Raw genomic sequence first — 12,752 nt, forward strand, 5'->3', positions numbered from 1 at the left:
GCCCGTCACGTCCCCCCGCCGCGCCCGGGCGCGCTGGCCAGGCGGCCCTCGCGCCCGTCACGTCCCGCCGCCGCCCGTCCGCCGCCCGGCCCCCGCGCCCCCGCGGGCGGTCCGTCGGGGATCGCGTCGAACTCGCCGGTCAGCTGCTCGGCGTAGCGCCGGTCGTAGCCGCCCGCGCCGCCGCCGTCGTCGCCATAACGCTGGTCGGGGTAGTCCCGCGCCGGGTAGTCCCTGCCGGGTTGCCGCGGGCCGCGACGGTTCCGGTCGGCGGGGTCCTCGTCCGGGCGGTCATAGCCGTCGTCGTAGCGCCCACCCCGGTCGCCGCCGCGGTGGCGCGACGCCCCGTAACTCTCCTCGTCGAGGTCGCTCTCGTCGTCGTAGTCGTCCTCGGCCTCGTAGCCGCCGGTGTCCGCGGCGGGGGAGACGAGGCCGCGCTGGGCGGCGTCGAGGTGCTTCATCCGGTCGAGCACCTCGTCGGCGGTCGGCCGCTCGATCGCGTCGACGAGCCGGCCGTCGGCGAGGAAGATCACCTCGTCGGAGTAGGAGGCGGCCGTCGCGTCATGGGTGACCATGACGATCGTCTGGCCGAGGTCGGTCACCGAGTCGCGCAGGAACTGGAGCACCTCGGCGCCCGAGCGGGAGTCCAGGTTGCCCGTCGGCTCGTCCGCGAAGATGATCTCCGGGCGGGTCACCAGCGCCCGGGCGCAGGCGACACGCTGCTGCTGGCCGCCCGACAGCTCCGGGGGCCGATGCCCCAGACGGGGGGCGAGACCGACCGCGTCGACCACGGTGCGCATCCACTCCTTGTCGGGGGCGCGCCCGGCGATGCTCAGCGGCAGCGTGATGTTCTCCGCCGCGGTCAGCGTCGGCAGCAGGTTGAACTGCTGGAAGATGAAGCCGATGCGGTCGCGGCGCAGCCGGGTGAGCTCCTTGTCCGACAGCCGGGACAGATCCACGTCCCCGATGAACACCCGGCCGCGGGTCACCGTGTCCAGACCGGCGAGGCAGTGCATCAGGGTCGACTTGCCCGACCCCGAGGGCCCCATGATCGCGGTGAAGCGTCCGCGGGGAAAGCCCAGGTCGATCCCGCGCAGGGCGGTGACGATCGTGTCCCCGGAGCCGTAGACCTTCGTCAGCTGGCTGGCGCGCGCCGCCGCGACGCCGGAGGAGCCCGTCGCACCGCCGCCCGTGCGCCGCCCACGGCCGCGTGATCCGCCGTCGCCCGCGTCCCGTTGCCCGCCCGGGGATGATCCGGTCCGTCGGGCCATCAGTCGTCCTCCTCGCGCGCCGCGCCCCCCAGGGCGGGTGTCGGTGTCCCCGACCGCCCTGGGGCCGGGTCATGAGCGTGCCTTCGTCCTATGTACGTCTATCGGCGCGACGAGGACCGCACCGCGCCCAACCCGGCTCGTCCGGACAGCTGCGCCGCCATCGTCCGATCCCTCAACGAGCGAGACATGATCCGCATCTCGGCGCCGCCCGGGCCTGTGGACAACCCGATGCCAGGCCCGTTCGCCCGGGCCGTCCCCCGACCCGCCCCTAGCCGTCGGCCTCGCAGACGGCCGGCACAGCCTCCGCGAGCGCCGCCGCGGCCGCGGACCGGGGGGCCGGCAGCGGCGGGGGCGTCCCGCCGAACGCCGGGCAGCGCGCCTGATGATCGCACCAGGAGCACAGCCGGCTCGGCGTGGCCCGCCAGTCGCCGGTGCGGTGGGCGCGGTCGATCGCCGCCCACAGTGCCTCGATGCGCCGCTCGGTGGCACGCAGGTCCGCCTCGTCCGGCGTCGCCCGCAGCCAGGTGCGGTCCCCGAGGTAGTACAGGCGCAGCTCACGGGGGATCACGCCGCGTACCCGCCACAGCAGCAGTGCGTAGAACCGCATCTGGAACATCGCCGAGTTCTCGAACGCCGGCCCCGGCGAGCGGCCCGTCTTGTAGTCCACCACCCGCAGCGCGAGCCCCTGCGCGGTGGTCGCCTCGTCGAGGCGGTCCACGTAGCCGCGCAGCCGCAGCCCTGATTCCAGCACATGCTCGACGTAGAGCTCGCGGGCGGCGGGGGCGAGCCGGGTGGGATCCTCCAGCGCGAAGTAGCCGGCGAGCAGCTCGCGGGCCGATTCCAGCCACTGCGCCAGCGCCGCCTCGTCGTCGAACAGGGTCCCGACCGCCGGCTCCCGCTCCCGCAGCCGCGCCCAGGCGGGCTCGACCAGCTCGGCGGCGGCCTGCAGGGTCCGCCCCGCCGGCGGCAGGTCGAACAGTCCCTCCAGGACCGCGTGCACGACCGTGCCGCGGGTGGCGGCGGGGCTGGGCGGCTCCGGCAGCCGGTCGATGACCCGGAACCGGTAGCGCAGCGGGCAGCTGACGACGACCCTAGATCCCGCCACCGACAGCGCCGCGGGTCGGCCCCGCGGGCCCGGGGGTGCCGCCACCGGACGGCGTGCTGGTCACGGACGCGCACAGGGCCGGCAGACGCCGCCGGATCGGGTCCGTAGCATCGGATCCATGACGGATCAGCGCGGCAGTGTCGGCTCGGATGCCCAGGGCGGCCCGGGTGGCGTCGCGCGTCACCCGGAGGACCGCTCCTCCGGCGTCATGGTCGGCCGCGTCCGCGGCGTCCCGATCTACGTCTCGCCGCTCGCCCTGATCTTCGCCGTGCTGGTCGCCTACCTGATGTCCGGGTCGATCCGCGACCGGCTACCCACGGCCTCCGACGGTCAGGTCCTCGCCATCGCCGCGGTGATCTCGGTCGGGTTCCTCGCCTCCCTGCTGGCCCACGAGCTCGGCCACTGCCTCGTCGCGCTGCGGCTGGGCCACGTCGTGCACTCGGTGACGCTGCACGGGTTCGCCGGGTTCACCGCCTACGAGCCCGAGCCGCGCAGCGCCGGTCGGATGTTCCTGATCGCGTTCGCCGGCCCGGCCGTCAACGGGGTGCTCGCCGGGGCGGGCGAGCTGGTGCTGCTCGCCGTCGGGGCGGACACCCACGTCGGGGTCGCCGTGCGCGACCTCGCGTACATCAACCTGGCGCTGTTCGTGTTCAACCTCGCTCCGGGCCTGCCGCTGGACGGCGGCGGCGTGGTCGTGGCCGGCGTGTGGGCGCTGACCAAGGACAAGCTGCGCGGGCTGCGCGCCGGGGCGTACGGCGGCTTCCTGGTGGCGGCGGGGCTGCTCGTGTGGGGCACGACGGTCGCCGGCTCCGGCTTCGGCCTGTTCTACACATATGCTCTGGCGGGATTCCTGGCGTTCGCGGCCTTCCAGTCGTTGCGCGCGGCCCAGCTGCGCGGGCGGCTGCCCGGGCTGTCCGCCGGGCGGCTCGTGCGCCGCACGCTGCCCGTCGAGGGCGCGGTGCCGCTCGCCGAGGCGCTGCGCCGGGCCCAGGAGGTCGGCGCGACCTCCGTCGCCGTCATCGATCGTGACGGCAGCCCCATCAAGATCATGAACGGCTCGGCGGTCGACGCGCTGCCCGAGCATCGGAGGCCGTGGATGACCGTGGACGAGGTGAGTCGGGCGATCGGGCCCGGCATGGTGCTCGACGCCGACCTGGAGGGCGAGGACCTGCTCGCCGCCGTGCAGCGGGTGCCCGCCTCCGAGTACCTGGTCACCCAGCACGGCCGGCCGGTCGGCGTGCTCGTCATGGTCGACCTCGTCGCCCGGCTCGACCCGGCGGCCGCCGCGCGCATGGTGGCCCACCGGTGACCGCCCCCGACCACACCCCTGGACCCGCGGGGCAGGCCCCGCCGCCCGCCCCTCTCACCCTGGACGCCGAGCACACCCCTGTGGACATCGACACTCCTGTTCTCGACGCCGCGCTGAGCGACAGCTGCGCCGAGCCCACCGGCGACCAGCCCCTGGCCGCCCCCGCGCCGGACGAGCGCGACGCCCTGCTCGACCGGCCGCGCCCGACGGGTGCGGCGCACCGGCGGGGCCCGTTCACCAAGGGCGACCGGGTCCAGCTCACCGACCCCAAGGGCCGCCGGCACACGATCGTGCTCGAACCAGGCAGGCAGTTCCACACCCATCGCGGTGCCCTGGAGCACGACGCGCTGCTCGGCCGGCCCGAGGGGATCGTCGTCACCAGCACCGGCGGCACGGACTACCTGGCGCTGCGGCCGCTGCTCGTCGACTTCGTGCTGGCCATGCCGCGGGGGGCGACCGTCGTCTACCCCAAGGACGCGGCGCAGATCATCACCTACGCCGACATCTTCCCCGGCGCCCGGGTCCTGGAGGCCGGCGTCGGCTCGGGGGCGCTGTCCTGTTCCCTGCTGCGCGCGATCGGCGACGCGGGCCGGCTGGTGTCCTACGAGCGGCGCGAGGACTTCGCAGAGATCGCCCGGCGCAACATCGAGGCCTTCTTCGGCGGTCCGCATCCGGCGCACACCGTCCGCGTCGGCGACCTCGCTCAGACCAGCGAGCGTGACGTGGACCGGGTCGTCCTCGACATGCTGGCCCCCTGGGACGTCGTGGACGCGGTGAGCGCCGCGCTGGTGCCCGGCGGGGTCGTGTGCGCCTACGTCGCCACCACGACCCAGCTCTCGCGCGTCGTGGAGGCCCTGCGCGGTCACGGCACGTTCGCCGAGCCCGCGGCCTGGGAGACGATGATGCGCGACTGGCATGTCGAGGGCCTGGCGGTACGCCCGGGCCATCGCATGGTCGGTCACACCGGCTTCCTGGTCACCGCGCGCCGCCTTGCCGACGGGGTCACCCCGCCGGTGCGCCGCCGCCGCCCCGCCAAGGGCGCCCTGCCCGACGCCGCCGACGCCCAGGCCGCGCCGGACCCGGGGACCACGCCGGGCGACTCCGGGCCGGTCGCTGGCTGGTAGCGGTCAGTCGGCGGGGCCGCCGGCCTCGATGGTGCCGTCGGGGCGCGTGACGTAGATGCACGTGCCGGGGCACTCGTCGGCCGCGTCGAGGACGGCGTTCACGACGGGCAGCGGCACGCCGACGTAGGCTCCCTCGGACGTCTGCAGGTCACCGGTCTCGTCCTTGACGTAGGCCAGCCCGTCGACGTCGAACTCGAAGACGCTCGGAGCGAGCTGGACGCACAGGCCGTCACCGGTGCAGGCGCCCTGGTCGACCCGCACGCGCAGGTCGGCCGAAACGCCCGGCTTCGCTGGAGTTGCCACAGGGCTCCGATCTTCTGTCACCATGGCACCGTAACCCGCTGTTTACGGCAAAGCTCGGTCGTCCTTGCGTGACCGGCCTGCCAGCGGCGGTCACAACGGTAGTGTGGGTGCGTCCCGGTCAGCACGGGGGAGGTGGAGGCGCAGTGTCCGGTCCCCGTTCGGGCTCTGGCTCCGATGGGAGCACGGGTCGTCCAGGTGATGCCGAATCACGGCGGTCGGCGTACGAGAAGGAATCACACGAGCTCACGACGCAGGTCGCCTTCCTGGAAGAGGAAGTGGCCATGCTGCGGCGTAGGTTGTCCGAATCGCCCAGGCAGGTCAGGGTGCTGGAGGAACGGCTCGCGGAGGTACAGGCGGAGCTGTCGTCGGTCGCAGGCCAGAACGACAGGCTCGTCTCGACCCTGCGCGAGGCGCGCGACCAGATCGTCACCCTGAAGGAGGAGGTCGACAGACTCGCGCAGCCGCCCAGCGGCTACGGGATCTTCGTCTCTCGGTACGACGACGGCACCGTCGACGTGTTCACCCAGGGCAGAAAGCTCCGGGTGACCGTGTCGCCGAGCGTCGACGTCAGTGGGCTGGCCCCCGGTCAGGAGGTCATGCTCAACGAGGCACTCAACGTGGTCGAGGTGCGGGCCTTCGAACGGCAGGGCGAGATCGTCCTGCTCAAGGAGGTCCTCGAGGGCGGCGACCGGGCACTGGTGCTCGGCCACACCGACGAGGAGCGGGTGGTCATGCTCGCCCAGCCGCTGCTCGACGGGCCGATCCGCGTCGGTGACTCGCTGCTCATCGAGCCCCGCTCGGGCTACGCCTTCGAGCGGGTGCCGAAGTCCGAGGTCGAGGAGCTCGTCCTCGAAGAGGTCCCGGACATCGGCTACGAGCAGATCGGCGGCCTCAAGAGCCAGATCGAGTCGATCCGCGACTCGGTGGAGCTCCCGTTCCTGTACAAGGAGCTGTACCGGGAGCACCAGCTCAAGCCGCCGAAGGGCGTGCTGCTCTACGGCCCGCCCGGCTGCGGCAAGACGCTGATCGCGAAGGCGGTCGCGAACTCGCTGGCCAAGAAGGTCGAGGCCAAGACCGGTGAGGGTAACGGCCGGGCGTTCTTCCTCAACATCAAGGGTCCGGAGCTGCTCAACAAGTTCGTCGGCGAGACCGAGCGGCAGATCCGGCTGGTGTTCCAGCGGGCGCGCGAGAAGGCGTCCGAGGGCATGCCGGTGATCGTGTTCTTCGACGAGATGGACTCGATCTTCCGGACCCGTGGCTCGGGCGTGTCCTCCGACGTGGAGAACACGATCGTTCCGCAGCTGCTCAGCGAGATCGACGGCGTCGAGCAGCTCGAGAACGTCATCGTGATCGGCGCGTCGAACCGCGAGGACATGATCGACCCGGCGATCCTGCGGCCGGGCCGGCTCGACGTGAAGATCAAGGTGGAGCGCCCCGACGCCGAGGCGGCCCGCGACATCTTCGCCAAGTACGTCGTGCCCAGCCTGCCGCTCTACCCGGACGACCTCGCCGAGTTCGAGGGCAACCGGGAGGCGACGGTCGCCGCGATGATCCAGCGGGTCGTCGAGCGGATGTACGCGGAGAGCGAGGAGAACCGCTTCCTCGAGGTGACCTACGCCAACGGTGACAAGGAGGTCCTGTACTTCAAGGACTTCAACTCGGGCGCGATGATCGAGAACATCGTCGCCCGTGCCAAGAAGATGGCGGTCAAGGAGCACATCGAGGGCGGCAAGAAGGGGCTGCGCATGCAGTACCTGCTCGCCGCGTGCATGGACGAGTTCAAGGAGAACGAGGACCTCCCGAACACGACCAACCCGGACGACTGGGCCCGGATCTCCGGCAAGAAGGGCGAGCGGATCGTGTACATCCGCACGCTCGTCACCGGCACCAAGGGCACCGAGGCCGGCCGCTCCATCGACACCATCGCCAACACCGGCCAGTACCTGTAGCAGGGCGGGCGGGAGCACCTCCCACCGCGCGTGACGACGGCGCCCGGGACCGAGTTCGGTCCCGGGCGCCGCCGCGTGCCCGGCGCGAAACAGGCGCCGGGCGGGCCGAACCACCCCCGGCCGGGACGGATCGGTGCGGGGTGGGAGAGCTCCGCGCGCATCGCCCAGAGCAAACAAGGCAGGCGTCCGGCCAACCGACGGCCCGCGCAGCACCTACGCTTGCAGAGTGAGCGCGCGCCGGATCATGGGGATCGAGACCGAGTACGGGGTGTCGGTGCCCGGTCAGCCCAACACGAACCAGATGCTGGCCTCGTCCTTGGTGGTGAACTCCTACGCCAACCGGACGTCGGCCCCGGGCAGTCGCGCCCGGTGGGACTTCGAGGAGGAGTCACCACTGCGCGACGCCCGGGGTTTCGAGCTGCCACGAGAACCGGCGGTCGACCCGAGCGCCCCGGCGAACGAGGACGACCTGGGCCTGGCCAACGTCATCCTGACCAACGGGGCCCGGTTGTACGTCGACCACGCCCACCCCGAGTTCTCCGCGCCGGAGGTCACCAACCCGCGTGACGCGGTGCTGTGGGACAAGGCCGGCGAGCGGGTGATGGCCGAGGCCGCCCGGCGCGCTCTGACCGTGCCCGGCACCAGGCCGGTGCACCTGTACAAGAACAACACCGACAACAAGGGCGTCTCGTACGGCTGCCACGAGAACTACCTGATGGCCCGGTCCACCCCCTTCGGGGAGATCGTGCGCCATCTGACCCCGTTCTTCGTCTCCCGCCAGGTCATGTGCGGCGCGGGCCGGGTCGGCCTCGGTGTGGACAGCCGCGAGGCCGGCTTCCAGATCAGCCAGCGGGCCGACTTCTTCGAGGTCGAGGTCGGCTTGGAGACGACGCTGAAGCGGCCCATCATCAACACCCGCGACGAGCCGCACGCCGACCCGGAGAAGTACCGCCGGCTGCACGTCATCATCGGCGACGCGAACATGAGCGAGGTCGCCACCTACCTCAAGGCCGGCACCACCTCGCTGGTCCTGGCGATGATCGAGGACGGCTGGTTCAGCGTCGACCTGTCGGTGGACGGGCCGGTCGCGGCGCTGCGGGCGGTCTCCCACGACCCGTCGCTCAAGCACCTCGTCAGCCTGCGCGACGGCCGGCGGATGACCGCCGTCCAGCTGCAGATGGAGTACTACGAGCAGGCCCGCAAGTACGTCGAGAACCGCTTCGGCGCCGATGTCGACCCGCAGACCGCCGACGTGCTGGCCCGCTGGGAGTCGGTGCTGGGCCGCCTCGAGGTCGACCCGATGAGCTGCGCCCGCGAGCTCGACTGGGTCGCGAAGCTGTCGATCCTCGAGGGCTACCGCGGCCGTGACGGCCTCGCCTGGGACTCGCCCCGCCTGGAGCTCGTCGACCTGCAGTACCACGACGTGCGCCCGGAGAAGGGCCTGTACAACCGGCTGGTCGAGCGCGGCCGCTTCGAGCGGATCCTCGGCGAGGACGAGGTGACCCGGGCGATCACCGAACCGCCCGAGGACACCCGGGCCTTCTTCCGCGGCCGCTGCCTGGCGCTCTACCCGCAGCAGGTCGCCGCCGCCTCGTGGGACTCGGTCATCTTCGACATCGGCCGGGACTCGCTGCAGCGGGTGCCGACCCTCGAGCCGCTGCGCGGGACCAAGGCCCATGTGGGGGAGCTGCTGGAGCGCTGCGCCACCGCCGCCGACCTGGTCGACGCGCTCGCCGGGCGCTGACCTGAGCCCCGCCGGCGGCATGACGCCGGCCGGCGGGGGCACGAAGGTGCCATCGCGGGCCGTGTCGGTGGGCCGCGGCGACGGCGCCGGCGCGGACGGGTTGCGCCCTGGGCGGACGCGGCCACGAGACGGCCAGTTCGTGATGGAGTGGACCTCTCACCGATCCGGCGGATGGTGTCGGTGGGGCGGGATAGTGTCGCGCCAGGCGATCGAAGGAGGGCTTCATGGCCACCAGGGACAGCGGCGGCGGGCAGCAGCACACGAACCGGCGCGAGGACGAGGCCGACGAGGTCCAGGCCGAGTCGACGGACGCCTCCGATCTCAAGGAGCGGCACGAGAAGCTCTCCGAGGACGTCGACTCGCTGCTCGACGAGATCGACGACGTCCTCGAGGAGAACGCCGAGGAGTTCGTGAAGGGCTACGTCCAGAAGGGCGGCGAGTGACGGCCGCGCCGGCCCCGCGCGGGCCCCGCCATTCGGCGCGGGTGCTCTGAGGCGCTGAGGCGGCGTCGCGGCCGCGCGCCCTGGCGGGTGCGCCGCGGGCCGCCGAACGGACTGCGGACGGCGCGGCCGGAACCGGGGTTGTGGCATCGCTCGCCCGTGCCCGCCGGGTTCCCTGCCTTTGCGGCGCGTGCCCGTTCGGCGGGAGCGCGCGGTCGCGCCGCGGCTGTGGGGTTGCGCGGTCGGTGCGGCGCGGTGCCGCGGCCGTGGCGAAGCGGCTCCCGGCGGGCGCGGGCTCGCCCGCAGGTGCCGTCCAGGAGTGCTCCCGGTGAGGCCCGTCGGGGGTGGTCGAGCGGGCGGCGGGTACGCCGCGGCGGCCGATGTCCGGTGCGTGTCCGCCGGCGTGATCCGACCGGCGGGGCTCCCCGCCCGCATCCACGGCCGATGGCCCTATGTTGTGCACATGCGCACGCCAGCGCGGTGCCCGGAGCCGCCGGGACGCCGCCGCCCGTGTGGGACGTCTATCGAAAGGGGGATGCGTGGCTGATCCATTGGGTAGCGCCGGGCGTCTACCGGCTGTGTTCATGACGCCGGGGACGTCGTCGTTCACCGACTTCCTGTCGCAGTCGGCGCCGCACCTGCTGCCGGGTTCCGCCGCGGGCCTGCCGGCGCCGGTGACCGAGGTGGCGCACGGCACGACGATCGTCGCGGTGACCTTCCCCGGTGGTGTGATCATGGCCGGTGACCGGCGCGCGACGCAGGGACACATGATCGCCCAGCGGGACGTCGAGAAGGTGCACCACGCCGACGACTACTCCTGCGTCGGCTACGCCGGCACGGCCGGGGTCGGCGCCGAGCTGATCCGGCTGTTCCAGGTGGAGCTCGAGCACTACGAGAAGATCGAGGGCGCGACGCTCAGCCTCGACGCCAAGGCCAACCGCCTCGCCGCCATGGTCAAGGGCAACCTGCCGATGGCGCTGCAGGGCCTCGCGGTGGTCCCGCTGTTCGCCGGTTACGACCCGGACACCGACGCCGGGCGGATCTTCTCCTACGACATCGCGGCCGCGAAGTCGGAGGAGCGCGCCTACGAGTCGATCGGGTCCGGCTCGGTGTTCGCGAAGGGCTCGCTGAAGAAGCGCTTCCGCGCCGACCACAGCCAGGACGACGCGGTGCGCATCGCCGTCGAGGCGCTCTACGATGCCGCCGACGACGACACCGCCACCGGCGGCCCGGACCCGATCCGCCGGCTGTACCCGATCGTCGCCGCGGTCACCGCCGACGGGTACCACCGCTACGCGGACGATGAGGTGGAACCCGTGGTGAGCGCCATCATCGCGGATCGCACGACAAGCACAGGAGGCTGACGTGACCATGCCGTTCGGCTACGCGAGCCCCGAACAGCAGGTCCGCGACAAGAGCGAGTACGCGCGCAAGGGCATCGCACGCGGGCGCAGCGTCGTCGTCATCACCTACGCGGACGGGATCCTGTTCGTCGCCGAGAACCCGTCGGCGACCCTGCACAAGATCAGCGAGATCTACGACCGGATCGCGTTCGCCGCCGTCGGGAAGTACAACGAGTTCGAGAACCTGCGCACCGCCGGCATCCGGCTGATGGACTCCCGCGGCTACATGTACGACCGTCGCGACGTCACCAGCCGGGCGCTCGCCAACGCCTACGCGCAGACCCTCGGCGCGATCTTCACCGAGAGCGTCAAGCCCTACGAGGTCGAGATCGTCGTCGCCGAGGTCGGCCGCAGCAGCGACGACGACCAGATCTACAAGCTGACCTTCGACGGGTCGATCGCCGACGAGCGCGGCTTCGTCGCCATCGGCGGCGCCTCCGACCAGGTCACCACCTCGCTCAAGGAGCACCACCGCGACGGCCAGTCCCTCGCCGACGCCCTGCGCATCGCCGTGCGGGCGCTGACCGTCAGCGTCCCGCCGGGCCTCCCGCAGAACGGCGAGCGGGTGCTCACCGCGGCGAACCTGGAGGTCGGCATGCTCGACCGCACCCGGGCGCGGCGGCAGTTCAAGCGCATCGCCGACAGCACCCTGTCCGACCTGCTGGCCCAGACCGCCAGCTCCTGACCGGGGCCCGCCGCCGGGCGCCCTCGCCTACGCGCGAGGTCCGGCGGCGGGCGTGGCGTGCGCGCGGGTCGCGGGTGCGTGACCCGCCGGCGCCGTGGGTCAGCGCGGGCGGACGTGCTCGTCGAGGAACGCGAGCGCCCGGGTCCACGCGTCGGCCGCGGCGACCGGCCGGTAGGTCGCCGCGCGGTCCTCACTGTGGAAGGCGTGGCCCGCGTCCGGGTAGCTGACCAACTCGGCGCGCCGGCCGCTGCGGGCGACCGCGGCCCGTAGCGCCGCGATCTCCTCGGTCGTGATGAGCGCGTCCTGCTCGCCGTACAGACCGAGCCACGGCCCGAGCAGCCCCGGTGCCGCCTCCACCAGCGGCGGCACCCCCGACCAGTACGGCTCGCTCACCCCGCCGCCGTAGAACGACACCGCCGCGGCCAGCGGATGGCGGGTGGCGGTGTGCAGGGCCACCGTGCCGCCCATGCAGAAGCCGACGATCGCCTGCTGCGCCGGCCCGAACCCGGCGTCGGCCAGATGGCCCAGCGCCCCGTCCACGTCCGCGTCGATGCCCGTGCCGGTGAGGGTGAGCATGGTCGTCGAGGCTGACGGCCAGCTGCCCTCCGGGTCCACCTCGTCGAAGCCGTCGCGGTGGTAGAGGTGCGGCGTGACGGCCAGCCAGCCGGCGTCGGCCAGCCGGTCGCACACGGACACCAGGTACGGCGTGATGCCCCGCGCGTCCTGCACGACGACGACTCCGCCGCGCGGCGGGTCGTCCGCGGCGGGGGCGACGATCGTCAGAGGTACCGAGCCCCGCCGGTCGACCTCCACCCGCAGATTGCTCTTCAGGGCGCCGGCACGCCGCGCCGCCCGGGCTGTCGCGTCGTTCGTTCCGCTTGTCATGCCGGCCATCCTTCCCTGTTCTCGCCGCCGTGACCGCCCCGGTGGGTGCCGGTGCCGGGGCCGAGCCGGGCCCGACCCGGCGCCGCGACCGTGCCCGGATCGGTCCGGTCGGGCCGGATCGGCCGGGACACGCCCGGCGGCGACACGCCGTCCGAGGGAGCGTCGGACAGGACGTGACCCATCGAAGGCGCCAGGCTACTTCCCGTAGGCGTCCCGGCGGCTCCGCCGGACGGAGGGGAGGATGCGGTGAGCAGAGCGCGGCCGAACAGGACGGCGGATGCGCGCGCGGCGGCGGGCCCGAACGGCGGGGCCGGCGAGTCCGGGGGAGCGCTGCCGTGGTGACCGGCGGGCGGGACCGTCCAGGCGAGCACGATCCTCTTCCCGACCAGCGCCTGCGGGACCACCCGCGGCCCGACCCGCCTCCGGCGGGTGATGGCCACCCGGCCGCGGGGATCGGGCGGGCCGAGGCCGCCCCCGACGACCGGGTCTCCGGCGCGGCCGCGGCCACCGGCCCCGACCCGCTGGCCGCCCCCGACC

11 protein-coding genes and 1 pseudogene are annotated in these 12,752 nt (G+C 73.1%); 7 read left to right on the plus strand and 5 right to left on the minus strand.

The window, feature by feature from the left end:
• Nucleotides 1-5: 5 nt before the first annotated feature.
• Nucleotides 6-1,268: an ABC transporter ATP-binding protein gene (locus C1A33_RS10665; protein WP_101831357.1), complete on the minus strand. Its 1,263-nt coding sequence runs from the start codon at nt 1,266-1,268 to the stop codon at nt 6-8.
• Nucleotides 1,269-1,536: 268 nt separating this feature from the next.
• On the minus strand, nt 1,537-2,379 hold the full coding sequence (locus tag C1A33_RS10670; protein ID WP_243407406.1) for a RecB family exonuclease: 843 nt from the start codon (nt 2,377-2,379) through the stop codon (nt 1,537-1,539).
• Between the two features lie 112 nt (nt 2,380-2,491).
• Here C1A33_RS10670 and C1A33_RS10675 point away from each other — a divergent pair, with 112 nt between their 5' ends.
• Entirely contained in the window at nt 2,492-3,682 is a 1,191-nt protein-coding gene (locus tag C1A33_RS10675) for a zinc metalloprotease (protein ID WP_101831359.1), read from the plus strand.
• A 152-nt stretch (nt 3,683-3,834) separates the two neighbouring features.
• Nucleotides 3,835-4,806, plus strand: coding sequence for a tRNA (adenine-N1)-methyltransferase (locus C1A33_RS10680; protein ID WP_101831366.1), 972 nt, complete (start codon nt 3,835-3,837; stop codon nt 4,804-4,806).
• Nucleotides 4,807-4,809: 3 nt separating this feature from the next.
• Here C1A33_RS10680 and C1A33_RS10685 read toward each other — a convergent pair whose 3' ends face one another.
• Nucleotides 4,810-5,133, minus strand: a complete 324-nt coding sequence (locus C1A33_RS10685) for a ferredoxin (protein ID WP_101831360.1) — start codon at nt 5,131-5,133, stop codon at nt 4,810-4,812.
• 119 nt (nt 5,134-5,252) lie between these two features.
• Here C1A33_RS10685 and arc point away from each other — a divergent pair, with 119 nt between their 5' ends.
• The 5 genes from arc to prcA all read left to right on the plus strand — a co-directional run bounded on the left by arc (nt 5,253) and on the right by prcA (nt 11,330).
• Nucleotides 5,253-7,058, plus strand: a complete 1,806-nt coding sequence (arc, locus tag C1A33_RS10690; protein ID WP_101831361.1) for a proteasome ATPase — start codon at nt 5,253-5,255, stop codon at nt 7,056-7,058.
• 226 nt (nt 7,059-7,284) lie between these two features.
• Nucleotides 7,285-8,802 (plus strand): depupylase/deamidase Dop, encoded by a 1,518-nt coding sequence (gene dop / locus C1A33_RS10695; protein ID WP_341477211.1) that lies wholly within the window; start codon nt 7,285-7,287, stop codon nt 8,800-8,802.
• A 224-nt stretch (nt 8,803-9,026) separates the two neighbouring features.
• On the plus strand, nt 9,027-9,245 hold the full coding sequence (locus C1A33_RS10700) for a ubiquitin-like protein Pup (protein ID WP_101831362.1): 219 nt from the start codon (nt 9,027-9,029) through the stop codon (nt 9,243-9,245).
• Nucleotides 9,246-9,781: 536 nt separating this feature from the next.
• Nucleotides 9,782-10,606, plus strand: coding sequence for a proteasome subunit beta (gene prcB, locus C1A33_RS10705; RefSeq protein WP_207770252.1), 825 nt, complete (start codon nt 9,782-9,784; stop codon nt 10,604-10,606).
• A gap of 1 nt (nt 10,607) precedes the next feature.
• Nucleotides 10,608-11,330: a proteasome subunit alpha gene (prcA, locus tag C1A33_RS10710; protein WP_101831364.1), complete on the plus strand. Its 723-nt coding sequence runs from the start codon at nt 10,608-10,610 to the stop codon at nt 11,328-11,330.
• Between the two features lie 99 nt (nt 11,331-11,429).
• Here prcA and C1A33_RS10715 read toward each other — a convergent pair whose 3' ends face one another.
• Nucleotides 11,430-12,215, minus strand: coding sequence for a dienelactone hydrolase family protein (locus C1A33_RS10715; RefSeq protein ID WP_101831365.1), 786 nt, complete (start codon nt 12,213-12,215; stop codon nt 11,430-11,432).
• Nucleotides 12,212-12,752 (minus strand): annotated as a pseudogene (locus C1A33_RS34785) (hypothetical protein); the annotation flags it as partial. The pseudogene C1A33_RS34785 and the gene C1A33_RS10715, both read right to left, overlap by 4 nt.

The organism is Frankia canadensis (assembly GCF_900197875.1).
Taxonomy (GTDB): Bacteria; Actinomycetota; Actinomycetes; order Frankiales; family Frankiaceae; genus Frankia; species Frankia canadensis.